We start from the raw sequence: 24,209 nt of genomic DNA on the forward strand, positions 1-24,209 counted from the left end.
GTAGAGAGTGGCCGGTGTGCCCTCTCGCCGTCGTTCGTCATGCGTTTCTCCCTTTTCTCCTCCGCCATGCCCCGCAGCCTTTTCGTCGCGGCACTCGTCGCCGTGGCGCCGGCTCTCAGCGTCCATGCCCAGACGGCACGGACGGACACCGCGCCGGTGCGCGCCGCTCAGGCTCTCGAAGCCTCTGCCGACGCCCGCCTGCCCGAGTCCGTCCCTGCCGACGCGCCCTCGGACGCTGAGCTCGCCCGCCGCCTCTCCGCCTTCTACGCCCGCCAGGCCGACCTCCTCCAGGCCGACGCCGACGGCGATGTCGCGCGCTACACAATCCTCCTGGACGACCTCGTGGCCGATGTCCAGGCCGCGGCCCTCCGGCCGGGGATGCTCACCCAGCCGCGCTTCCGCGACCTCTTCGGCTCCGTCATGACGGAGTACGAGCGCTACTACGACCGCACGCTGGTCGACCGCGGCGACGTGTACGCCATCCGCGCGGCGGGCACGCGCGCCATCGAGCGCGGCTTCGACGAGGGCACGCCCCTCCTGGAGCACGTCACGCTCCCCGACGTGGACACCTTCGTGGCGACGATCCCGATGGACATCAACCCGGAGGTCGAGCGCTACATCCAGTTCCTGCTCAACCGCCCCAGCCACGTCCAGCGCCTCCGCTCGCGCGCCGACACGTACTTCCCGATGGTCGAGCGCATCCTCGCCGAGGAGGGCGTGCCGGACGAGATGAAGTACCTCGCGATGGTCGAGAGCGCCCTCAACCCGGTCGCGCGCAGCCACATGGCGGCCGCCGGCATGTGGCAGTTCATCTCGGCCACGGGCCGCGCCTACGGCCTCCGCGCCGAGCGCGAGGTGGACGACCGCCTCGACCCCGAGGCGTCCACGCGCGCCGCGGCCCGTCACCTCCGCGACCTGTACGACCGCTTCGGAAGCTGGCACCTCGCGCTGGCGGGCTACAACTGCAACCCGGCCGTGATCGCCCGCGGCGTCCGCCGCTTCGAGGAGCGGACGGGCCAGACGGCGACGTTCTGGGACATCGACCACGTGATCCCGCGCGAGACGCGCGCCTACGTGCCGATGTTCATCGCGACGGCGCTCATCCTCTCCAACCCGGACGCCTACGGCTTCCCGGCCCACGAGCCCGGCCCGTCGTACGTGTTCGACCAGATCCCGGTCGCCGGGGGCACCCGCCTCCGTGACGTGTCCCGCATCATCGACGTCGACGAGTCGGTGCTGGCCGCGCTGAACCCGTCGCTGCGCCAGAGCCGCGTGCCGAACGTCCGCGTGCCCCACATGCTTCGGATCCCGATGGGGACCTACGTGGAGCACGCCGAGGCCCTCGACCGTCTCGCGCCGCCGGAGGCCTCGGGCGAGCGCTTCGCCGCCGGGTCGGTGTCGTACGGCCCGCGCGCCGTTCGCCCGCTGGCGCCGCAGGAGCACAGCGAGGCCGTCGCCGCGCTGGTCGCGCGCCGCGAGGTGCGCCGGGCGCATCAGGCGCCGGTGCGCCGCGCCGTCCGCGATGAGCCCGTGGTGCGCTACGCCGCGACGACGCCGACGAGCGTGCCGCAGGCCCAGCAGGCCGCCGAGCAGCAGATCGCGGAGGCGCGTGAGGCCGAGGCCCGCGACGCTGCCCGCGCCCAGGCCGAGGCCGTCCGCCTCGTGGCGACCGCCGCCGCGGCTCCCGCGGAGCCCGAGATCGTGGAGGACCTCGACATCGCGACGCCGCAGCCGACCGAGGCGCCCGCCGCCGTCGCGGTCACCTTCACGCCGCCGCCGCCGCCCGCCCCCAGCACGGCGCCGCCGGTCCGCACGGTCAGCGTGACCTCTGAGCGGACCACGACCCACACGGTCCAGCGTGGCGAGTACCTCCTCCGCATCGCCCGCCAGTACGGCATGTCGCTCGACGAGCTCCGGGCGCTCAACCCCGGCGTGGGCGACAACGTCCGCGTCGGCCAGCGGCTCCGCGTGAGCGGCACCCCGGCCCCCTCCGCAGCCTCCGCAGCCCCGGCGCCGCGCGCTGCCGCGCCGGCCCGCGCGACGACCCACCGCGTCGCATCGGGCGACCACCTCACCAACATCGCCCGCCGCTACGGCGTCACGGTGTCGCAGCTCAAGGAGTGGAACAACCTCTCCTCGGACGTGATCCACGTCGGCCAGCGCCTCCGCGTCACCGCGCGGGGCTCGCGGGGCTGAACCGGTGGACGCACGACGGGCCGCGAGCCCGTCGCCGGATCGACTGCAGCGCGCCGCTCCTCCGGGGGCGGCGCGCTTTTTTTCGGTCTCGCTCCGGCCTCACGGAGCGAGACCGACCGCGCGACCCCACGGACCGATCCTCATGCACCTCTCGCCCGCTACGCCTCGCCCCAGGCGCCGATGAGGCCGAGCAGCTTGCGCTTGGCGACCGGCACCAGCGTGGCATCCACGGGCAGGTCCACCTCGGCGTCGAGGCGGAAGGCGGCAGGCGCGGGCAGGTCGGGCGCGACTTCGGCGAGCGTGGACTTCCAGTCAGAGGGTGGGGCCATCGGGTCCAGGACCGTGTCCAGGCGCTCGGTGCGCAACGCGCGGTACGGCCCGTCGGGCGCGGCCAGCGGCGAGACGCGGTAGCGCAGCACACACACCGAGGCGACGTCACGGACCAGCAGGAAGCCCTCGTCGCGATACGACGGGACCACGCCGACGGCACGGAGCGCGGCCCGCTCGGCGACGAACTCGTAGAGCGTTCGGCCTTCCCGGATGGCGCCCGCGATCTGGGGCAACGCCCAGCGCGCCAGTCCGACAGCCACCGGCGCCTCGGGGCCGCTGCGGACCAACCGCCCCGCCTCCCAGTCCACGTCCACGACGGGGCCGGCGTGGGTCTCGACCGACGCTGCCCCGGCGACGAGCGCCGCGAGGCCGCGATGGAGCGTCACGAGGTCGCCCAGCCATGGTGAGATCTGGTTGGAGCGGAAGGCGGCGCGGGTCTCGGCGAGGCCCGCGAGGATGCGGTAGCGCGCGGCCTCGGCGTCGGAGGCGGCATCGAACAGACGGAACGAGAGGGCAGGCATGACGTCGGGGGGACATTCGTTCACTGATTCTTCTCAACAACCGGGCCATCGTGCCAGTCCCTTCGACGTGCCCTCCGAGCATCGGGCCGTTTCGTGGAGCGCACGGGGTGGACAGCCCCCCCTGGAGGCGACCTAGCTTCCTGGTTTCCCGTCGGCTCCAGCTGCCCTGCGCGTCCCTCGAACCCTCGCACGGGGTCGCCGCGTTCGACCGAGCCCCTTTTTTTCGGCCCTCCCGGCCTCCTCCACTCGACTCCTCACATGGACAAGCTCGTCATCCAGGGCGGCGCCCCTCTCCAGGGCACGCTGCACGTCGGCGGCTCGAAGAACACCGCGCTCCCGCTCATGGCCGCGGCCGTTCTCGCCGACGGCGTGACCACGATCCACAACATCCCGGTCCTCAAGGATGTCGCCACGTTCTCGAACGTGATCCGCGTGACCGGCTGCACGATCGACTGGTCCCCGGACGACGACCCGAACACGCCGGAGACCATCACCATCGACGCGTCCAACATCCACCACTTCGAGGCGCCGTACGACCTCGTCAAGCAGATGCGGGCGTCGTTCTACATGCTGGGCGCGTTGCTCGGCCGCGGCGGCAAGGCGCGCGTGTCGCTGCCCGGTGGCTGCGCCTGGGGCCCGCGCCCGGTCGACCTCCACATCAAGGGCATGGAGGCGCTCGGCGCGACGGTTCGCGAGGAGGCGGGCTACGTGATCGCCGAGGCCCCCGGCGGCCGCCTCCCCGGCGGGCGGATGCGCTTCGAGCCCGTCTCCGTGGGCGCGACCATCAACGTGATGCTGGCGGCCGTGACGGCCGAGGGCGAGTCGGTGCTGGAAAACTGCGCCGCCGAGCCGGACGTGGTCGTCTTCGGCGAGATGCTGCAGGCGATGGGCGCCCAGATCGAGGGCCTCGGCACCGACACGATCACGATCCAGGGCGTCGAGACGATGAACGCGGTCGAGTTCACCAACTGCCCCGACCGCATCGAGCTGGGCACCTACATGATGGCGGCGGCCATGGCGACGCCCGCCGGGGAGGTCTTCCGGATCACCGGCGCCAACCCGGACCACCTCGGCCCGGCATTCACCGACTACTTCCGCGAGACCGGCGTGCCGTTCGAGTTCAAGGGCGACGTGGTCGAGGTCACGGGCGTGGAGACCATCCGGCCGGTGTCCATCGAGACGGCCCCGTTCCCCGGCTTCGCGACCGACCTCCAGGCCCAGTGGACCGTGATGATGACGCAGGCCGACGGCCCGTCGACGGTCCGCGACACGGTCTACACGGACCGCTTTAAGCACGTCCCCGAGCTGCGCCGCCTGGGCGCTGACCTCAAGGTGGACGGCGACACGGTCCACGTGGCGGGCAACACGCGCCCCCTCTCCGGCGCGACGGTCATGAGCACCGACCTGCGCGCGAGCGTCTCGCTGGTGATGGCCGGCATGGTCGCCCAAGGCGAGACGGACGTGCTCCGCATCTACCACCTGGACCGCGGCTACGAGCGCCTGGAGGGCAAGCTCCAGCGCGCCGGCATCGACGTGGTGCGCAAGGAGTACGACGAGGCCCACTCGGAGGGCATCCCGGCCTAGCTCGCCCTGTCCCCATCGGCTCCGCCCGCCTCGGTGTCCTGCCGAGGCGGGCGGTGTCGTCTTAGCCGACCGGCTCGGCGCGCGTCAGCGTCGCCAGCACGGCCCGCCACTCCTCCCGCTCGGCGCGGCCCGGCTTCCGCTCCCCGAACACCTGGACGACGGCCTCGCCGCGGGCGTCGTACAGCTCCAGCGCCGTCACGTCGCCGTCCTCGGTCGGCTTCGTGACGATCCAGGCGTCCGCGATGGCGGTCTCGTCGAGGTGGAGGTTGAAGCCGGGGTCGAGCACGTTGTACCACGGCCCCCGCTCGACGAGCTTCGCGACCGGCCCGGTGTGGATCTGGACGCACCCGCGGTTGCCGACGAACACCATGATCGGGACCTCGTCGGCGGCGGCGGCCTCCAGCGTCTGGCGGATGGCACCGGGCGCGACGCGCTCAGTGAACCGTCCCTCTGCGAGCCGCAGCGCCTGTGCCCGCCCGACGCGATGCCGCCCGAGGAGCTGGAAGAAGTCGTGGGTATCCTGCAGCTCCGCCCAGTCGGCCAGGAGCGCGTCGCGGTCGATCTCGGCGTCGGGGCGGTCGGCGGTCGGGGCCGGGCGCGGCTCCGTCTCCGGAGCCCCTGCCTCCGCCTCGGCGAACCGCTCGACGAGGGCGGCGAAGGCGTCGAGGTCGCTCTTGCGCGTGCAGAACACCTTGTGGACCGCGTCGCCGTGGGCGTCGAAGAACTGCAGGCTCCGGCGCAGGCCGTCGGCGCTGCCGTCCCAGGGCGTCGCGACGGCGTACGCGAACCGCCAGCGGCCGAGGAACAGCCGCAGGTCGATGTCCTTGCCCAGCACCTGGCCCATCCGGTGCGCCAGGCCCGTGTGCACGTCGTCGTAGACGCCGGTCTTCTCGTGGACGCAGGCGTCGTTGCGCGTGAGCGCCATCACCGGCCCGAGCGCTTCGAGCGCGTGGAAGAGGTCCTCGAACTCCGGGCGGAGCCGGGTCGCCGGGCCGTCGACGCCGGTCGCGACCAGGGCGGCCTCGTTGGTGTCCAGGTCCCGGGCGGCGGTGCGGATGCGGGTGGTGGGGTGCTCGGCGCGGAACGCCGCGTAGCGGTCTCGGAGGTCGGTCATGGGAGCGTGGGAAGCGTCAGGGGAACGAGGGGAAGGGCGCCGTCCGGCACGGGGACGACGAGCGGGCAGGCCGCGCACGGGTGGTCGGTCACGACGACCGTCATCCCGAAGGCGCGGGCGACGACGTCGGCGGTCAGAACCTCGCGGGGCGGGCCGCAGGCGACGAGGCGGCCGGCGGCGAGGACCGCCACCCGGTCGGCGTACTGGGCGGCGTGGTTGAGGTCGTGGAGGACGGCGAGCACGCCGACGCCCTCCGCCGCCCGGTCCCGGGCGGTTCGCAGGACCGCGTGCTGGTGGGCGATGTCGAGCGCGCTCGTGGGCTCGTCGAGCAGGAGGTAGCGCGTCTCGCCCGGGCCCGCCTCGGCGTCGAGCTGGGCGAGCGCCCGGGCGAGGTGGACCCGCTGCTGCTCCCCGCCGGAGAGCGTCTGGTAGCGGCGCGCGGCGAGGGCCTCGACCCCGCCGGCCCGCATGGCCCGGAAGGCCGCGTCGAGGTCGGCGGCCTGCCCGGCTCGGTGCGGCGTCCGCCCCAGGAGGACGACCTCCAGCACCGAAAAGTCGAACGGCAGCGTCGACGCCTGGGGCATCACGGCGCGCCGGAGCGCGAGCGTGCGCGGCTCGATCTCCGCCAGCGGCCGGCCCCCCAGCGTCGCGCCCCCGGTGGTGGGCGGGGTCTCCCCTGCGATCACGCGGAGCGCCGTCGTCTTGCCAGCCCCGTTGGGGCCGACGACGGCGAGCACCTCGCCGGGCCGCACGTCGAGGGAGACGTCCGACAGGAGCGTCGCCTGGCCGACCCGGACCGTCGCGGAGGAGAGCGTGAGCATGAGTTAAAGGGCGGGCCGCTGGCGGAGCAGGAGCCACAGGAAGAAGGGCGCGCCGGCGAGGGCCGTCACGATGCCGATGGGGACCTCGACGGGCGCGAGGACGGTCCGCGCGAGCAGGTCCGCGGCGACGAGCAGGAGCGCGCCCGTGAGGGCGGAGGCGGGCAGCAGCGCCCGGTGGTCCGGCCCCAGCCCGAGGCGGACCAGGTGCGGCGCCACCAACCCGATGAACCCGACCAGTCCGGCCGCCGCCGTCGCCACGCCGACCGCCAGGGCCGAGCCGACCACGACGAGCCCCTTGACGCGCTCGGTGCGCACCCCGAGGTGGCCCGCCTCGGCCTCGCCGAGCAGGAGCGCGTTGAGCGGCCGCGCCAGGCGCGGCGCGGCCAGCACGACAGCGCCGATGAGCGGCGCCACGACGGCGAGCGTGCCCCACGTCGCGCCGCCCAGGCTGCCGAGCGTCCAGAACGTCAGGTCCCGCAGCTGGCCGTCGTCGGCGAACAGGACCAGGACGCCGACGCCTGCCCCGCACAGCGCGTTGACCGCGATGCCGGCCAGCAGCATCGTCGCCACCGACGTGCGCCCGCCGCGCGTGGCGATCCGGTAGACCACGGCCGTCGTCGCGAGCCCGCCCGCGAACGCCGCCACGGCCACGAGCGCCGGCCCCAGCGCGAGCGCCGTCACGCCGACCGTCGAGGCGAGCACGATGGCCGTCGCCGCGCCCAGCGCCGCCCCACTCGACACGCCGACCAGGCCGGGATCGGCGAGCGGGTTGCGGAAGAGCCCCTGCATCAGCGCCCCGCTGACGGCCAGCCCGGCTCCGACGAGCACGCCGAGCAACACGCGCGGCAGCCGAATCGCCAACAGCACGGCCTCCTGCTGCGCCGTCCCGCCGGCCACGTCAAGGCCGAGCGCCCCGGCCAGCGCGGCCAGCACCGCCGACGGCGGCACGCGGACGGCCCCGACGCCGACGGAGATCACGCACGCGACGACGAGCGCGGCGCTCAGCCCGCCCAGCGCGAGGCGCACCCGCCGCGCGCGGTGCTCGGCCGCGCGGGCGAGCGCCGCCGCGCCTTCGACGGGCGCCTCGTCCGAGGCGTGGTCGAACGCGGGGGCGAGGGAGGCCACGGCACTCATCGGCTCCCGGCGTCGGCCAGCGCCCGGGCCAGCTCGGCCACCCCCTCGCCGAACCGCGGTCCCAGGCCGAGCAGGAGCGCGTCGTCGACGGCGACCACGCGGCGCGCGGCACCGGCCGGTGTCTGCGCCAGGCCGGGCTGCGCGAACAGGCCCTCCGCGCCGCCCAGGCTCTCCAGCCCGCGCGACGGGATCACGACCACGTCCGGCTGGGCCGCGGCGACGGCCTCGGCCGTGAGCGGGACCGCGCCCTCGGCATCGGCCGCGTTCTCGGCGCCCGCCAGCCGGAGCACGACGTCGGCAGCCGTCCCGGTGCCGAACACCTGGACGAGCCCGGCGCCCCGCGCGTAGACGAACAGGACGCGGGGCGGCGTGGCCGGACGGAGCGCCTCAGCGTCGGCGAGCTGGCGGCGCATCCGGCCGACGAGCGAGTCCGCCTCGGCGGCGCGGCCGAGGACCCGGCCGAGCGCCTGCACGCGGGCGACCGCCTCCTCGACGGTGCTCGGCGTGGGCACGCGCACGACCGGCACGCCCGAGGCCTCGATCTGGCCCAGGACCGCCGGCGGCCCGGTCTCGTCGGACGCCAGCACCATCGTCGGCGTCAGGGACAGGACGCCCTCGGCCGAGGTCTGGCGGAAGTAGTTCAGCCGCGGCATCTCCAGCACCGCCGCCGGGTACAGGCTCGACTGGTCCGTCCCGACGACGCGGTCCCCGAGGCCGAGGGCGTAGACGGTCTCGGTGATCGGTCCGCCCAGTACCACCACGCGCGAGGCGTCGAGCGACGCGGGGTCCACGTCGGCCAGCATCGGCGCGGCCAGCACGGACTCGCCGGCCGTCGTGTCGGGGGCCGGAGCGTCCGCGCGGTCCGGTGAGGAGGCCTCGCCGCACCCGACCAGCGGGGCGGCGAGGAGCAGGGTCAGGAGGAAGGCGCGCATCAGTCCTCCGTCGTCTCGAATCCGCGCGAGCCGTCCGGCTGGACGACGTACTCGAACGTGTAGTAGCGGCTCGCGTCCGTCTGCGGGTTCGGCGTGGCCGGGTTGCCCTGGTAGTAGCTCAGGATGCGGACCTTGGCGTAGTCGCCGTCGCCCGTCGTCAGGACGATCGTCCGGCCCGCGACCGGGACGATCAGGTTGGTCGCCGAGCTGTAGCTGTACCAGCCGTTGTCGGACCCGGTGCAGATCGCGTAGGGCGCGCCCGGGAAGGTGCCGCCGGGCGTCTCGACGGCGGGGCAGTTGGCGTTCGCTCCGTCCGCCGCGTAGCCCGTCGCCGGGGCCTCGGTGACGTCGGCGAAGGCCTCCGTGAGGACCTGGGCCGTGCCCCCGCCCGGCCCGCTCGTCCCGCCGTTGACGATGATCGTCGTGCCGCGGAAGCCGAGGTCCCAGGCGGTCCCGGTCGAGTCGGCGGCGCGCACGGCAGCGTCGGTCTCGGACGACGAGAGAACGATCTCGCCCGTGTCGAGGTCGAAGAGCGTGAACAGGTTGTTGGCGAGCGGGGCACCCGTGTTCGGGTCGCGACCCGAGGTCGGGTCGGCCTCCACGTCGGTGGCGGTCTGGACGTTGAGGGGCGTGGGCTCGGACTCCGGACCGGTGGAGTCGCAGGCCGAGAGGACGAGAGCGCCCGTGAGGGCGAGAAGCAAGAGGCGAGACATGAGAGAGCGCCAGCGGCGCGATTCGGGGGGAGTTAAAACGAGAGGCCGAGCGACGCGAAGACGGTGCGCCCGGGCATGGAGGGGACGAGCGTGGCCCGCGTGACGTCGGCGAGGTTGTTGACCCCGAACTGAGCGTCGAGGCGGCCGACAGGGAGCGCGATGGTGCGCGTGAGGGTGAGGTCGAGGACCCCGTAGCCGGCGACGAACTCGTCGTCGCGGTTGGCGAGGCCGTTGCCGTCGAGGTCGCGGTAGCCGTAGCGGCTCCGCCAGCGGCCCCGCAGCGAGGCCGAGGCGGGCCCCCGCGTGAGCGTCGCACGGACCGTGGCCGCGTGCGGCGACCGCCCGAACAGCCCGCCGTAGTCCCCGACGCCGAGGCGCACCTCGCGCCCGTCGGGGTCACGACCGAAGACGGTCCCGGTGGCGAGGGCGTCCACGACGTCGCGGTCGCGGGCCTGGAGGAACTGGTAGCTCGCGGTCAGGTCGAGTCCCTCCGCCGGCCGGGCCGTGACCTGCGCGTCCAGCCCCCGCGTGACGATGCGGTCGAGGTTGAAGTAGCCGAAGACCGACTGCCCGTTCGTCTTCTGCGCGACCGGCTGGGTCTCGATCAAGTCCGACACCTCGTTCCAGAACCCGCCGAGTTCGACCGAGAGGCCCGGCACCACGTCGACCGAGACACCCGCGTTGAGCGCGACGGAGCTTTCCGCCTCGATGGCGCCGAGCGCCGACGGGTCGAGGAAGACCTGAGCGATCTGCCCCTGGGCCTGCAACTCCGCCACGCCCTCCGCCAGCCGCGTCGAGCCGAACACGCTGTAGCCGGCGGCAGCGTTCGTGAACGCGAGGTAGAGCTGGCGGAAGGCTGGGGCCTTGAAGCCGCTCCCCACGCTCGCCCGCAGCCGCACCGCCGGGCTCGGGCGGACGATGGCCGAGAGCTTCGGCGTCAGCCGCGCCGCGTAGTCCGTGTGGGCGTCGAACCGCGCGCTCGCGGTGACCGCCAGGAGGCGCGACGGGGCCCACTCGTGCTGGGCGAAGGCGTACCCCTGCTGCGCGCTCGGGGCCTGGCCCGAGGCATCCGGCGCGTACCGGTCGCCCGCCAACCGCTCGTCGATCACGCCGACGCCCGCGACGGTGAGGTGGCGGGCGCTCCACGCGGCGTCGACCTGGGCCTCGGCCTTCGCGTAGCGCTGGTCGAAGTCGTCGGCATAGCTCAGCGCGCCGTCGGACTGGCGGCGATGGCGCGTCTCGGTGGCGTAACGCGCGCCGTAGAGCGTCGTCGTGAGGCGGAGGCGGTCGCCCAGCGGGACCGTCACCTCGGGATGGAGGCTCCAGTCGATCCGGCTCGCCGTGTCATCGTAGGGCACCTCGGCCCCGTCTTCGACCCCGGCGAACGCGCCCGCCTGGTCCTGAGCCGCCAGCCGGGCCCCGAGGCGCATCCGCGCCGCCCCCAGGTCGGCACTCGCCCGGAGGTCGGCCGTCCAGTCGGTGAAGGCCGGGGTCGTCGGGCCGAAGGCGTCCGGCGTCAGGTCGTAGCCGTCCGACCCGTAGCGGTTGACGAGCGCGCGGGCTGCCCACCCACGCCGGCCGACGGCCACCTCGGCGGTCGCGTCGGACTGCCCGTACGACCCGGCGCGGAGCCGGACGCTGCCGGTCTCCAGGCCCGGTGCCGGGAGGTCGGTCACGAGGTTGACGACGCCCGCGAGGGCCTCGCTCCCATAGAGCGACGACGAGGGCCCCTCGACCACCTCCACCCGCGACACGCCCGCGACGGTCAGCCGGTCGAGGTCGAGCGTGCCGGCCGTCCGCCCGACGACTGGCTCGCCGTCGAGCAGCACGAGGGTGTAGTCGGACGCGAAGCCCTGCACCTGAAGCCCGGTCCCGTGGTCGTCGAACAGGAACAGCCCCGGCACCGCCTCCAGCACCTCCCCGAGGCGGATCGCCCCCTGCTGCCGCATCTCTGTCGCGTCGACGACGGTGGTAGGCACGGACACGTCTTCGAGCGCGCGGGCCGTCCGTGTGGCCGTCACCACCACCGTGCCCGTCTCGACCGGCGCCTCGTCGAGGCGGACCTCGACACGCTCGGTCTTTCCGGGCCGCACCTCGACGGCCACCTCCGCTGAGGCGAAGCCGACCGCCGAGACCGTCAGCACGAGGCGGCCCTCGGGGAGATCTGCGAGGGTGAACCGGCCGTCGCCGTCTGCGGCGGTGCCTCGGCTCTGCGCGACCAGCCAGACCGTCGCGCCCGGGATGGCCTGCCCGGTGGCCGAGGCCGTCACCCGCCCCTCCACCTGCCCGCGCGACTGCGCCGCGGCCGGAAGGCCAACGCTGATCAGGAGGACGGCGGCGAGGACGCGCATGAGGGAGTGGCTTGAGGCCCGGATCACTATCTGGACTCAGTCTAAGTTTAGATCAGATCCAGATAGTGTGCCTCCCTGAACTTCACGCACTCTGGATCGACGAGTCCTTCGGGCACGACCCACCTCCTGCCCGCCTCTCAGGCCGCCCCTCCCTTCCCTCACCGACCAGACGCACGAAGGCCCGTCCGCACGGGGCAGACGGGCCTCCTATTCTCAGCGCCTCCCGAGAGAGCCTCAGCCGGCCACCAAGTCCTCGGGGTCGGGCACGACCGTGTCCAGCACACGAGCCGACGAGAGCACCCCCGGCATCCCCGCGCCCGGGTGCGTCCCCGCGCCGACGAGGTAGAGCCCGTCCACGTCCTCGCTGGCGTTGTGGGGGCGCATGTAGGCGCTCTGCATGAGTTGCGGCTCCAGCGAGAACGCGGCGCCCTTGACCGAGAGGTAGTCGTCGAGGAAGCCCTGCGGGGTGAGGGTCAGGCTGGCCGTCACGTGTTCGCTCAGGCCGGGCAGCACGGTCGCCTCCAGGTACGCCTCGACCTTCTGACGGTACACCTCGGTCTCCGTGGACCAGTCGGTGCCCGAGTCGAGGTGCGGGACCGGCGAGAGGACGTAGAACGTGTCGTGGCCCGCCGGCGCCATGCTGGGGTCCGTCGCCGTCGGGCGGTGGAGGTAGAGCGAGAAGTCGTCGGCCAGGACCTTCTTGTGGAAGATGTCGTCGAGGAGCGCCTTGTAGCGCTCGCCCAGCAGGATGGTGTGGTGGGCGACGTCGTCGTAGGTCTTGTCCGTCCCGAAGTACCAGACGAAGAGGCTCATCGAGTGCTTGGCCTTCGCCAGCTTGGCATCGGTCCACGTGGTCCGGTGTTCCGGGGCGACCAGCTTCTGGTAGGTCCAGGCCGCGTCGGCGTTGGACACGACCACCTCCGCCTCGATGGACTCCCCGGACGCCAGGCGAACGCCCGTCGCCCGAGGCTTCCCCGCGCTCGCGTCGACGGTGATCTCCTCGACGGTCTCGCCGAGGCGGAGGGTGCCGCCGTGGCGCGCGAACAGGTCGGCCATCCCCGTCACGATGGCGCCGGTGCCGCCCATCGCATACCACACCCCCCAGTGGCGCTCCAAGTACGCGATGAGCGCGTAGATGCTCGTCGTCGAGAACGGGTTGCCGCCGACGAGCAACGGGTGGAAGCTGAACACCTTCCGCAGCCGACGGTCCTCGATGTACTTCGAGACGAGCCCGTAGACCGTCCGGTGGCTCTCCAGCGCCACCATGGACGGGATGATCTTGGCCATGTGTGCGGCCCGGTCGAACGGGACGTGGCCGAGTTCGAGGAAGCCGGTCTCGAAGATGGTCTCGCTCTTGGCCAGGAAACGGCGGTAGCCCGCCACGTCGGCCGGGTTGAACCGGGCGATCTCGGCCTCCATCGCATCCTGGTCGCCGGTGTAGTCGAACACGCTCCCATCGTCGAAGCGGATGCGGTAGAACGGCGTCGTGGGGACGAAGTCGAGGTGCGCCTCGCGCGACTCGTCGAACAGCGCCCACAGCTCGTCGAACAGGAACGGCGCCGTGATGAGCGTCGGCCCCATGTCGAAGGTGTAGTGCCCTGGCGTGCCGTCTGTGCCCGTTCCGGGGACGCGCTCGACACGCGCCCGCCCGCCCGGCTGGTCGAGGCGGTCGACGATGGTGACGCGGTAGCCGCGTGCGAGCAGGCGGAGGGCCGCCGCGAGCCCTCCGAAGCCCGCGCCGATGACGACGGCATCGGGCGCGTCGGGAGCCACCGGGACGGGCGGGCCCTCGGTGCGAAGGCGGGCGTCGGGGCGAACGGCGAGGCGGCGGATCCAGGACACGAAATCGGGTGGTGCGGGGCAGCCGAGTACCCGAGCCCTCGCGCCACCGTTCCACCTGGAATCCCCCCCGGGAACCATAGGGCAATACCTTATGTGCAAGAGCACCGCGCGACGCGCGGACTGGTCCCTGGATCTGACCCGCTAGCGCCCTGGACGCCCTCCCGCTCTCCGCTCTGCCCTTCCCCGCGCTCCGGCTCGATGCCGAGGGGTGCGTGGCGGAGGTCAACGATCTCGCGCGCGATCTCTTTCCCGCGTCCCCGGTCGGGCGAGCCGTGTCGTCGCTTTTCGCCGAAGGGGCGGCGCTTCCGGACGCCCCCTCCGCGCTGGCGGGGTGGCTGGGAGAAGGCCGACCTTTGAGCGTGGCAGGCGCCACGGGGCAGGTTCGGTTTCAGGCTCGAGCGAGCGCCTGGGAGAACGGCGGGCTCGTGGTGCTCGTGAGCCTCGCGGTGGAGGGCCCTCGCGAGATCGACGTGGACCTGCTCGCCCAGGCCGTCGACGCGGCGGACAACGCGGTGGTCATCGCCGACGTCCGCCACCCGGACGCTCCCCTGGTCTACGCCAACGAGTACTTCCTGCGCTTCACCGGCTACGAGACCCACGAGGTGATCGGGCGGAACTGCCGCTTCCTCCAGATGCACCGCGGCGAGTACGACAGCACGGGCGACGGACAGGAGGAGGCGCTGGACCGGATCCGTCACGGCATCGCGCACGCCGAACCCGTCCCGGGCGTGGTGCTGCGCAACTACCGCAAGGACGGGACGCTGTTCTACAACGAGCTCTTCCTGACGCCCGTGCGCGACGCCGCTGGCGTGATGACCCACATCATCGGCGTGCAGAACGACGTGACCTCCCGCATCGAGGCGATGCGGGAGCGGATGCAGGCGGCAGAGCGCCTCCAGAGCCTGTTCTCCGCCGCCGCCGTCCCGCTGGGGCTGCTGGAGCGCACGCCGGACGGCGAGTTGCTGCACGTCCTCCACAACGACGCCTCGCGCGACGCCCTCGGCCTCGGCGGCGAAGGGGGCGCGACGTTGGAGGCCATCGGCGAAGACGCCGTCGCCCGCTGGATGGCAGCTGCCGAGTCGGCCCGCCGATCCGGCGAGCCGGTCCGGTTCGACGTCTCGCTCGACGGCGACGACCGGACGTTCGAGGTCTTCCTCTCGCCCGTCCGCCCCGATGCCGAGCCAGACGCGCCGGAGCGCTTCCTCTACCTCGCCGCCGACGTGACCTCGGGGCGGGCCGCCGTGGAGGACCTGCTCCACGTCTCGAACCACCAGATGAAGCGCATCGCGCAGGACATCCACGACGGGCTCGGGCAGTCGCTCACGGGCGCAGCCATGATCGCGACCGCGCTCGCGCGCGACCTCCAGGGCACGCCCCAGGCTGCCGACGGCGCTCGCCTGCGGGACCTCCTGATCCGGTCCCAGAGCCAGCTCCGTTCCTTCGCCCTCGGTCTGGACCCCGTCGACCTCGACCGCCTCGGGATGGGAGAGGCGCTCGGACGCCTTGCTGCCGATGCCCAGGAGGTGCTCCGGGTCGACGTGGTCGTCGAGGACCGGCTGGCGGGGTTCCACCTGCACGACGAGGCCATGCTGGACTTTTACCGCATCGCCCAGGAGGCCCTGACCAACGCCGCCCGCCACGGTCGGGCGCGGACCGTCCGCCTCGCGCTCGACCGCGCCGAGGACGACGTGGTGCTGGCCATCGAAGACGACGGGCACGGCATCCAGCTGGCCCGCCCCAGCAACGACGGCATGGGCCTGCGCACCATGCGCGCCCGTGCCCAGCGACACGGGGGCACGCTCGCGATCGCTCCCCGGGCCGAGGGCGGCACCCGCGTCGAGCTGTCCACCCCCGCCGAGCGGGTCGGCGGGCGCTGAGTCAGGAGGGCAGCTCCCAGCTTTTTCGAGAGGCGGACACGAACCCGGGCATCGGTCCGTTTCGAGGAGGCTACCTCCTGCGGTTGTGTGTGTCCGCAGGACGCCGGTCGGGGCGCCACCTTCTCGAAGGGGCGCCCCGATCTCGTTTCTAGCCGTGCCGCGCCCGGAGGGGTCGCCCTCGGCAGAGTGTCTCGATCTCGTGTCGGACCACGGGGTCGGGCACCATGCCACGCCTCGACTCGTTGGACAGGCCGCCCCACGTCATCCTCCGGTGGGCGCTCCACCGCCGACCCGTTCCCTTCCGATCCGATCCCCCATGTCCGACGTCAAGCGCAAAGCCTCTGTCGCGCTCCTCGTCGCCGCCGCAGTGCTCGGCGGCATCGTCTTCGTCACCTCCGCAGCCAACCTGACCGGGCTCAGCAGCCTCTTCGGCCAGGCCGGCGCCCAGACTGCGGACGTCCCCGCGGACGCCGTCGCCACGGCCGAGGACCTCGGCCAGGCGTTCTCCTCGGTCGCCGAGGCGGTCAACCCGGCGGTCGTGCAGGTCCAGTCCACGCGCGTGCTCGCCCAGGGCGGCGCCAACCCGATGTCGCCGTTCGGCGGGATGTCGCCGTTTGGTGGCGGCGACGGCACGCAGAGTGGCCTGGGCAGCGGCGCCTTCATCTCCGACGACGGCTACATCGTGACCAACAACCACGTCATCGAGGACGCCGACGAGCTGATCGTGGCCCTCTTTGACGGCCGCGAGTTTGAGGCCGAGGTGGTCGGGGCCGACCCGTTCTCCGACCTGGCCGTGCTCAAGGTGGATGGCGAGGGCTTCCCGACGCTCTCCTTCGGCGACTCGGACGCGCTCCGCGTCGGGCAGTGGGTGCTGGCCTTCGGCAGCCCGCTCTCGGCCGACCTCTCGAACACGGTCACCAGCGGCATCGTGTCGAGCCTCGGCCGCTTCTCGGGCGCCCCCGACCCGCGCGGCCGGACCACCATCTCGAACTACATCCAGACCGACGCGGCCGTCAACCCGGGCAACTCGGGCGGTCCGCTGGTCAACCTCCGCGGCGAGATCGTCGGCATCAACTCGGCCATCGCCACGCGGACCGGCACCTACAACGGCATCTCGTTCGCCATCCCGTCCAACATCGTCCGCTCGACCGTCGAGCAGATCATCGACACGGGCACGGTCGAGCGCGGCTACCTCGGCATCTCGTTCAACGAGGCGTCTCCGGCGCTGCGGCGCCTGTACGGCGTCGGGCCAGGCGCGGCCAACATCGCCGACATCGCGCCGGACGCCACTGGCCGCACGCCGGCCGCTGACGCGGGCCTCCAGCCCGACGACCTGATCACGGCCATCGACGGCGTGGAGCTGACCGACAGCCGCCAGATCGTGTCGCTGATCTCCAGCAAGCGCCCCGGCGATGTGGTCGAGATCACGTACAACCGGGAGGGCACCGAGGGCGTCGCCCGCGTGACGCTCGGCCGCCGCCCGTCCGACGAGCAGATCAGCCAGGGCCCGTCCTCGGCGCCCGACCGCGACCCGGCGCCAACGTTGAAGCCCGCCTCGGTCGAGATGCTGGGCCTGACGCTGGAGACGGTCACGCCGAGCCTCGCCCGCCAGCTCGGCGAGGACATCACTGGTGTCGCCGTGACGGACATCGAGCGGACCAGCGAGGCCTACCGCGACGCCAACATCCGTCCGGGCATGGTGATCACCGAGGTGGACCGCGAGCCGGTCGCCTCGGTCGATGAGTTCGAGGCTGCCGTGGCTGCGGTAGAGGAGGGCGAGTCCTTCCTCATCCGCGTGCGGGCCGGGGCGAGCTCGTTCCTGACGGCGCTCACGAAGTAGAGACGTCTCTTCTCTCCGACGACCGCGCCGGGTCTAGGACCCCGCTCGATGTGTCGGGCGGGGTCTCTTTGTGTCCGAGCGACTGGTCGCAGGCGGTCGGCGGCGGAGGAAGCGGGGCGTTCGGTCCCCACTGAGGCGCCCGACCCGTCACCCGAGGTGGGCCAGGCGGGACTGCCAGTCGACGCCGTTGCGGACCTCCTCGGGCGTCGGCATCGCGCCCCGCGCCATGAGGCGGTGCGCCGTGGCGGCGTCCTTGTCGCGCCCGACCGCCGCGACGGCTCGGACCTCCCCTCCCTCGACGTAGGCGGCGACGAACTCCCGATCGGCAAGGGAGCCGTCGATGATCACCTCGTCCCAGTCCTCGACGTGGCCGACGTAGCGAAGGCTGACGCCGAACTGGCCCGTCCAGAAGAAGGGGACGGCGTCGAAGGGTGTGCGGGGCAGCGTCGGGTCGGCCTCGTGCAGAAGGCCGCGGGCGGCGGCGCGGCCATGCTGCTGGGCCAGCCGCCAGTGCTCGATGCGAACCCTCCGCCCGAGCCGGGCCTCAGGGAACGCCGCCACGTCGCCCGCCGCGAACAGCCCGGGCGCGGCCTGGAGGTACGCGTCGACCTCGATCCCCCCGTCCTCGCGCACGAACGGCGCGCGGCTCAGGAAGTCCGTCGCCGGGCGGACGCCGACGCCCATCACCACCACGTCCGCCGCGACGGCGTCCTCGCCGAGGGCAACGCGGAGGCGCGTCGGCGGCCCCACCTCGGGATCGGAGTGGACCGTCTCGATGCGCTCGACGCTCGCCCCGAGGCGGAAGGTGACGCCCTTGGCCTCGGCGGCCTCTCGGAACACCTGGCCGACCTCTGTGCCGAGGATGCCCTCGAACGGCGTCGTCTCCTGGCCGATCACGGTCACGTTCAGCCCGCGGCCGACCAGCGACGAGGCGGCCTCCATCCCGATGAACGAGGCGCCTATGAGGACGACGGAGGTCGCGTCTCCGACCCGCGAGACGAGGGCCTGCGCGTCCTGCCAGGACCGGAGCACGAGCACGCCGTCGAGGTCGGCGCCGGGGATGGGCAGGCGGCGGGGAACGCCGCCCGTGGCGACGAGCGCGGCGTCGTAGGTGATGGGGTCGCCTTCGGCAAACGTGACCGTCCGCGTGTCGGGGTCGAGAGCCGTGACCGTGCGGTCGGTCCAGAGCTCGATGCCGTGTTGCTCGAAAAACGAGCCGTCGCGGAGGCGGAGCGCGTCGTCGGCGGTGCCCCCGCCGAGGTAGCCCTTCGAGAGGGCGGTCCGGTCGTAGGGCGGGCGCGTCTCCTGCGAGACCATCACGAGGCGCCCGCGATAGCCCTGCTGGCGGAGCGCCTCGGCGCAGGCCTCGCCCGCCGACCCCGCTCCGAGAATGAGCAGGAGCCGGTCGTCTGCGTCCAGGTCGATGTCGGTCATCGCAGGCGTCTCGCCGTCACTCTCGCGGTAGGCGATGCCCTTGCCGTGTGCGTCGGCGTCGGCGGGCACGCGGACGAGCACGTCCTCGCCCTCGACGCGAACCTCGAAGGTGCGCAGGGCGTCCGGCGCGGGCGGCTCGCACAGCGCCCCCGAGGCCACGTCGAACGCGGCGTGGTGCCACGGGCAGACGACGGTCGTGCCGTCGAGGACGCCGGTCGCCAGCGGCGCGCCGTAGTGGGTGCAGAAGGCGGTGCAGGCATGGAAGGCGCCGTCGACGCGCGAGAGGAGCACCTCGGTGCCGTCGGCCGACACCTGGCGCATCTCGCCGTCGGCGAGGTCGGCGGTGGAAGCGACGCGGACGAAGTCGGGCATGGGATCGCGGAGAGGGGGCAGCGTCACGAGTGACGGGTGCTCGGGTTCCGGGAGAGGGCGTCGGTCAGGGTCCGCCCGCTGGTACCTTCCGTCCCCGCCCGCCTCGCCATGTCTGCCGACGTCCGCGCCCTGATCGACCGCATCGCCACCGCCCTCGGGCCGGAGGCCACGCCCGAGCGCGTCGAGCGCGTCGCCCGGGCTGTCCTGGACGCCCGTGCTCCGACTGCCCCGGCGCGTGCTCCCGCCCTGGCTCCTCGGTCTCCGGACGGGCCCGCCACGGGCGCGACGCGCGTCGTGGTGACCGCCTACGGGCAGGACCAGCCGGGCGTGCTGGCCGCTATCACGGCCGAGCTGTCGGCATCGGGCGCCAACATCCTGGACGTGTCGCAGAAGGTGCTCCAGGGCTACTTCACCGTCGTTCTCGTCGCGGACCTGTCAGAGGGCACCGACCTCGGCGCCGTCCGCGACGTGCTCACCTCTCGCGGCGAGGCGATGGGCGCACGGGTGTTGCTCCAGCACGAAGAGCTGTTCCAGGCGATGCATCGGCCATGAGCGGGGAGGGATTTGGGGTGCGGGATGAGGAGGGACGGGCAGAAACGCCTGCTCCTTCCTTCGTGACGGAGCCCGAGATCCAGAGCTACGAAGATCTCCGCGTCTGGCAGAAAGGAGTTGTGCTCTGCGAACTGGTGTATGGCATCACCCGATCATTTCCCGGCACCGAGCGATTCGAGCTGACGAGCCAACTGTGTCGAGCAGCCGTCTCCGTCCCTTCGACCATCGCGGAAGGCTGGGGACGTGGGTCGAAGGCCGAGTACGCCCGCTTCCTCAAGATCGCGCGCGGGTCGCTATTCGAACTGCGCCCCCAGCTCATCATCGCTGAGCGCATCGGTCTCTGTCCGCCGGAGACAGTAGCCACGTCCCTTCGAACCGTCGACCAGATCCGCCGCATGCTCCACGGCCTCGTCCGCTCGCTGGGCTGAGCTCGACCTCCTCCGCACCCCTCCATCCCGCATCCCTCCATGCCTCTCTCCCTCGGCGAAATCCTCGACACCGTTCGGATGACCGAGGCGGACGCGTTCGACATTCGGACGGTCACGCTGGGCGTCAGCCTGCGGGGATGCGCCAGCCGCGACCCCGAGTCGACGCGGCGCAACATCTACGACCGGGTCACGCGGGCGGCCGACCACCACCTGGCCGCGGCGCAGGAGGTCGAGAAGCGGTACGGCGTGCGGATCGCCAACAAGCGCGTCTCGATCACGCCCGCCGCCCTCGCCGCCGACGGGTTCTCGCCCGCCGACTTCGTCCGCCTCGCGGAGACGTTGGACAAGGCGGCCGGCGAAGTCGGAGTCGACTACCTCGCCGGGTTCAGCGCGCTCGTCGAGAAGGGCATGACGCCCGGCGATGCCGCCCTCATCGAGGCGCTGCCCGAGGCGCTCGCGACGACCGCCCGCGTGTGCGCCTCCGTCGCCTGCGGGAGCACGCCGGCCGGGATCAACGCGGACGCCGTGCTCCGGGTCGCCCACGCGATCAAGGGAATGGCCGCGCGGACCGCCGACCGCGACTCGATCGGGTGCGCCAAGTTCGTCGCCTTCTGCAACGCCGTCGGCGACAACCCCTTCGTGGCGGGCGCTTTCCACGGGCCGAGTGAAGCCGGGCTGGCCCTCAACGTCGGCATCTCGGGGCCAGGGGTCGTGCTCCGCGCCATCGAGGCGCTGGGGCCGACGGCCGACTTCGGAGCGGTCACGGACGCCGTCAAGACGGCCGCCTTCAAAATCACGCGCGCCGGAGAGCTCATCGGGCGCCGCGTGGCCGAGGAGTTGGCCCAGCGCTCGGGCCAGCACGTGCCGTTCGGCGTCGTCGACATCTCGCTCGCGCCGACGCCCGCCGAGCGCGACTCCGTGGGCGACGTGCTGAAGGCGTTTGGCCTGGAGCACGTCGGCGCGCCCGGCACGACGGCGGCGCTGGCGATGCTCAACGAGGCCGTCAAGCGGGGCGGGCTGATGGCCGCGCGCCACGTCGGCGGGCTGTCGGGCGCCTTCATCCCGGTCTCCGAGGATCAGGCCATGATCGAGGCGGCGGCGGCGGGACACCTGACCATCGAGAAGCTGGAGGCCATGAGCGCCATCTGCTCGGTCGGGCTCGACATGGTCGCCATCCCCGGCGACACGTCCGCCGAGACCATCGCGGGCATCCTGTTCGACGAGTTCGCCATCGGGATGATCAACGACAAGACGACGGCCGTGCGGCTGCTCCCGGTCGCCGGGAAGGGCGTCGGCGAGTGGGCGGATTACGGGGGCCTGCTCGGGCGAGCGCCCATCCAGCCGGTCTCGCAGGCCTCGAACGTGGTGTTCGCGCGGCGCGGTGGCCGCATCCCGGCGCCGATCCGGAGCCTCACGAACTGACGACGCCGCGGCGGACGGTCAGTCGAGCGGCGGACCGCCCGCGTCGACGACCGGGGTGTCGGCCGGGATGCGCAGTTCCACCACACCATCGAAGCGGGGAAGCCCCGGCAGGGTGTACGACGTGTACGTGACCCTGACCTGCTTGTAGACGAACGTCCCGGTCAGCGTCCCGACGAAGTCGCCGGCGGCGTCCCGGGCGAGTGTCAGCGTTCCCTGCTCGAGGCCATAGAAGAACTGCGGCGTCCGCTCGTCGCGGAGCCCGCTCACCACCACGTCGTCGCGGTTGATGCAGCCCTCGGGGTAGAGCGCCCCGTGGCGCTTCTTGACCTCGAACGTCCCCTCGCGGAGTTCCGTCCCCGGGATATCGAGACTGACCACATAGGGGCCGTCCGACGCTGAGACGCTGAGCGAGTGGAGCACGGTCGGGCCGCAGGAGACGGTCTCGCCCGTCGGCGTGCTGTAGCTCCCTTCCCCGACGGCGTAGTACGTGGTGAGGTCGGGCGGCGGCGTTGCGAACGCCACGGTGGTGTCGGGCGCGGTGAGGCTGACCACGATCCCAGCGGAGGCCGTGGTTGGCGTGACAGGCGCTCTGAGCACACCGCCGTCGGGCGAACCGCTATCGAGTGCAGGGGCCGTGGCATCGCAACCAGCGAGAGCGACCAGAACGAGGACGAGCGAAGCGAGACGGTGCATGGCGAAAGAGGAGGGAAAGAGGAGAGCACACTATAGAATGGAGAGCACGCTATAGAAAGGCACCGCCCCCTGCCCTTGAGCCAGGAAGCCCCTGGTCGACGGACGGGGGCTGGCCCCAGGGAAGGAGCGATCCGACCGTCGCCTCCCTCCACCTCGGCGCCGAGGCGGGCGGGACGGAGACAGAAAGGGCAATGATTCGGTGACCCGGCGGACGGAACGGACGACGGTTGAATCGTTCGAGGGCGGTTCTCTCCGCCACCTCATTGTCCACCTCTGTCGATCCGTCCCTTTCCACCACTGCGGTCCCGAAAGGGAGCGCGCTGCTCCGGCTCGCGCAGACCGAGCGGCAGTTCCTCATCCTGATCGGGCTGGCGTTCTTCGCCGCGGGCGCCGCGTTCCCGTACCCGGACATCGCCCGGTGGCTGGGCTTCGGGCTGGCGGCCTACTCGGCCATCGCCAACGACTCCATCCAGACGGTCGGCGTGTTCATCGCGTCCAACAAGGCGCGGCCGTGGTGGCTGCTGTGGCTGTTCATCGGCGGCGTCTTCTTGGTGACGGCGTTCTACGGCTGGAGCACGATGGACGGCGACGTGAGCTACGGGCGCCTCGCCTCGAAGGGCTTCGAGACGGCGCCTGCGTCGTTCACCTTCCTCCAGGTCGCGGCCCCCATCTTCCTGCTCCTCATCACCCGGATGCGGATGCCGGTCTCGACGACCTTCCTGCTGCTGTCGTGCTTCGCGACGACGCCGGACGGCATCTGGGACGTGCTGACGAAGAGCCTCTGGGGCTACGTCGTCGCCTTCGCGACTGCCCTCGTGGCCTGGCTCGTGGTCGGGCGGCTGATGCGACGCGTCGAGCAGACGCCGATGCACCCGGTCTGGTACCCGCTCCAGTGGCTCGCGACGGGCACGCTCTGGGCGACGTGGATCATGCAGGACGCCGCCAACCTGGCCGTCTACCTCCCGCGCCAACTCTCGGCGACCGACTTCGGCGTGTTCGTGGGCGTCATCCTCGCGGGCCTCGCGGTGCTGCTCTACCTCCGCGGCGACAAGATCCAGCGCGTCGTGGACGAGAAGTCGAGCGTGGAGGACATCCGCTCGGCGACCGTCATCGACTTCGTCTACGCGATCATCCTGTTCGGCTTCAAGGAGGTCTCCACCATCCCGATGTCGACGACCTGGGTGTTCATCGGCCTGCTCGCCGGGCGCGAGTTGGTTCTGAGCCTGCGCGGGGCCAGCGACCGGCCGCTGCGCGACGGGCTCCGGCTGGCGGGTCGCGACGTCGCCTACTGCACGGCCGGGCTGGTGATCTCGGTTGTGCTCGCGTACGCTGCCAACCCGGCCTTCCGCGCAGGCCTGTTCGAGTAGCGCCCGGCCCGCCTCGGCAGCGACACCGAGGCGGGCGGATCCCGGACGGATGCCGGGTCGTCCCGAGGGCATGAGTACGCTCCCCGCCCGCCTCGCCCCGACCACCCCCGACGGCTTCACGGCCCGCACCGTCCGCCAGACGTGGCACGTGCCGCACCCGCGCGACGCCGTCTGGACGTGGCTGACCGACCCGGCGACCTTCGTCGACGGACAGATCCCGCCGTACCGCGTCGAGTTCGTCGCCCCGAGCGGGCGCGACGGCGGCTTCGGCGAGGGCGTCTGGACGGCCCACCACGGGCCGGGCCTGCTGGCGGCCGGTCGGCTGGGCGAGCACGTCGCCCCCGGACCGGGGCGAACGGCCTACCGAGACCTCGTCTACGGCTACGGCTCGTACGTCGGCTCGCTGCGGCTGGCCCGCCCGACGCGCCTCCAGATCTGGGCCGACGCCGACGGCGACGACGCCACCGAGGTCCGCCTCCAGTTCGACGCCGATGTGCGGGACGGGCTCGGCCTCGCGTGGGACGCGCTCATGCAGACGTTCTGGTCCGGCTTCGGCGCCGCGCTGACCACCCAGGTCGCCGCTCGGATCGAGGGGGCGCCGCCGACGACCTGGCGCGGCCCGGCCGTCCGCGCGCTCGCGGGAGCGGCCCTCGCAACCGGCCTCGTCCTCGGCCTCCGCCGCTGAC

At 72.6% G+C, this 24,209-nt stretch carries 19 protein-coding genes; 9 read left to right on the plus strand and 10 right to left on the minus strand.

The window, feature by feature from the left end; genetic code table 11:
- Nucleotides 1-66 precede the first annotated feature (66 nt).
- The gene (locus B1759_RS06605) at nucleotides 67-2,196 is read left to right on the plus strand and encodes a lytic transglycosylase domain-containing protein (protein WP_143537283.1); all 2,130 of its coding nucleotides are present in this window, start codon (nucleotides 67-69) and stop codon (nucleotides 2,194-2,196) included.
- A 158-nt stretch (nucleotides 2,197-2,354) separates the two neighbouring features.
- Here B1759_RS06605 and B1759_RS06610 read toward each other — a convergent pair whose 3' ends face one another.
- Entirely contained in the window at nucleotides 2,355-3,047 is a 693-nt protein-coding gene (locus tag B1759_RS06610) for a hypothetical protein (protein ID WP_095514227.1), read from the minus strand.
- A 258-nt stretch (nucleotides 3,048-3,305) separates the two neighbouring features.
- Here B1759_RS06610 and murA point away from each other — a divergent pair, with 258 nt between their 5' ends.
- Nucleotides 3,306-4,631, plus strand: a complete 1,326-nt coding sequence (murA, locus tag B1759_RS06615; RefSeq protein ID WP_095514228.1) for a UDP-N-acetylglucosamine 1-carboxyvinyltransferase — start codon at nucleotides 3,306-3,308, stop codon at nucleotides 4,629-4,631.
- A 61-nt stretch (nucleotides 4,632-4,692) separates the two neighbouring features.
- Here the strand turns inward: murA and B1759_RS06620 are convergent, their stop codons facing one another.
- From B1759_RS06620 to crtI, 7 genes are all read right to left on the minus strand, one after another.
- A complete protein-coding gene (locus B1759_RS06620) occupies nucleotides 4,693-5,745 on the minus strand; it encodes a hemin-degrading factor (protein ID WP_095514229.1) in 1,053 nt (350 codons plus the stop codon).
- Complete coding sequence (locus B1759_RS06625; RefSeq protein WP_095514230.1) at nucleotides 5,742-6,566, minus strand: heme ABC transporter ATP-binding protein; 825 nt, start codon at nucleotides 6,564-6,566, stop codon at nucleotides 5,742-5,744. The genes B1759_RS06620 and B1759_RS06625 overlap by 4 nt, the downstream gene beginning before the upstream one ends.
- 3 nt (nucleotides 6,567-6,569) lie before the next feature.
- Nucleotides 6,570-7,700: an iron ABC transporter permease gene (locus B1759_RS06630; RefSeq protein ID WP_095514231.1), complete on the minus strand. Its 1,131-nt coding sequence runs from the start codon at nucleotides 7,698-7,700 to the stop codon at nucleotides 6,570-6,572.
- A complete protein-coding gene (locus B1759_RS06635; RefSeq protein ID WP_095514232.1) occupies nucleotides 7,697-8,632 on the minus strand; it encodes a hemin ABC transporter substrate-binding protein in 936 nt (311 codons plus the stop codon). Before B1759_RS06635 ends, B1759_RS06630 begins: the two co-directional genes overlap by 4 nt.
- The gene (locus B1759_RS06640) at nucleotides 8,632-9,333 is read right to left on the minus strand and encodes an HmuY family protein (protein ID WP_233134389.1); all 702 of its coding nucleotides are present in this window, start codon (nucleotides 9,331-9,333) and stop codon (nucleotides 8,632-8,634) included. Before B1759_RS06640 ends, B1759_RS06635 begins: the two co-directional genes overlap by 1 nt.
- 44 nt (nucleotides 9,334-9,377) lie before the next feature.
- The gene (locus B1759_RS06645) at nucleotides 9,378-11,696 is read right to left on the minus strand and encodes a TonB-dependent receptor (protein ID WP_095514234.1); all 2,319 of its coding nucleotides are present in this window, start codon (nucleotides 11,694-11,696) and stop codon (nucleotides 9,378-9,380) included.
- Between the two features lie 234 nt (nucleotides 11,697-11,930).
- Nucleotides 11,931-13,538, minus strand: a complete 1,608-nt coding sequence (gene crtI / locus B1759_RS06650; RefSeq protein ID WP_198948777.1) for a phytoene desaturase family protein — start codon at nucleotides 13,536-13,538, stop codon at nucleotides 11,931-11,933.
- Nucleotides 13,539-13,810: 272 nt separating this feature from the next.
- On the opposite strand from crtI, the gene B1759_RS06655 reads away from it, so the two are divergent.
- Complete coding sequence (locus B1759_RS06655) at nucleotides 13,811-15,415, plus strand: sensor histidine kinase (RefSeq protein WP_143537284.1); 1,605 nt, start codon at nucleotides 13,811-13,813, stop codon at nucleotides 15,413-15,415.
- 316 nt (nucleotides 15,416-15,731) lie between these two features.
- The gene (locus B1759_RS06660) at nucleotides 15,732-17,255 is read left to right on the plus strand and encodes a trypsin-like peptidase domain-containing protein (protein ID WP_095514237.1); all 1,524 of its coding nucleotides are present in this window, start codon (nucleotides 15,732-15,734) and stop codon (nucleotides 17,253-17,255) included.
- Between the two features lie 147 nt (nucleotides 17,256-17,402).
- On the opposite strand, the gene B1759_RS06665 is transcribed toward B1759_RS06660, so the two are convergent.
- Nucleotides 17,403-19,061, minus strand: coding sequence for an apoptosis inducing factor family protein (locus tag B1759_RS06665; RefSeq protein WP_095514238.1), 1,659 nt, complete (start codon nucleotides 19,059-19,061; stop codon nucleotides 17,403-17,405).
- Between the two features lie 108 nt (nucleotides 19,062-19,169).
- Here B1759_RS06665 and B1759_RS06670 point away from each other — a divergent pair, with 108 nt between their 5' ends.
- From B1759_RS06670 to B1759_RS06680, 3 genes are all read left to right on the plus strand, one after another.
- Complete coding sequence (locus B1759_RS06670; protein ID WP_095514239.1) at nucleotides 19,170-19,613, plus strand: ACT domain-containing protein; 444 nt, start codon at nucleotides 19,170-19,172, stop codon at nucleotides 19,611-19,613.
- Nucleotides 19,614-19,675: 62 nt separating this feature from the next.
- Entirely contained in the window at nucleotides 19,676-20,041 is a 366-nt protein-coding gene (locus B1759_RS06675; protein ID WP_158225153.1) for a four helix bundle protein, read from the plus strand.
- Between the two features lie 39 nt (nucleotides 20,042-20,080).
- Nucleotides 20,081-21,463 (plus strand): PFL family protein, encoded by a 1,383-nt coding sequence (locus B1759_RS06680; RefSeq protein WP_095514241.1) that lies wholly within the window; start codon nucleotides 20,081-20,083, stop codon nucleotides 21,461-21,463.
- 18 nt (nucleotides 21,464-21,481) lie between these two features.
- On the opposite strand, the gene B1759_RS06685 is transcribed toward B1759_RS06680, so the two are convergent.
- A complete protein-coding gene (locus tag B1759_RS06685; RefSeq protein WP_143537285.1) occupies nucleotides 21,482-22,156 on the minus strand; it encodes a hypothetical protein in 675 nt (224 codons plus the stop codon).
- 263 nt (nucleotides 22,157-22,419) lie between these two features.
- On the opposite strand from B1759_RS06685, the gene B1759_RS06690 reads away from it, so the two are divergent.
- On the plus strand, nucleotides 22,420-23,523 hold the full coding sequence (locus tag B1759_RS06690; protein WP_095514243.1) for a hypothetical protein: 1,104 nt from the start codon (nucleotides 22,420-22,422) through the stop codon (nucleotides 23,521-23,523).
- A gap of 70 nt (nucleotides 23,524-23,593) precedes the next feature.
- Nucleotides 23,594-24,208 (plus strand): hypothetical protein, encoded by a 615-nt coding sequence (locus B1759_RS06695; protein ID WP_095514244.1) that lies wholly within the window; start codon nucleotides 23,594-23,596, stop codon nucleotides 24,206-24,208.
- Nucleotide 24,209 lies beyond the last annotated feature (1 nt).

This window comes from Rubrivirga sp. SAORIC476, assembly GCF_002283555.1.
Classification (GTDB): domain Bacteria; phylum Bacteroidota; class Rhodothermia; order Rhodothermales; family Rubricoccaceae; genus Rubrivirga.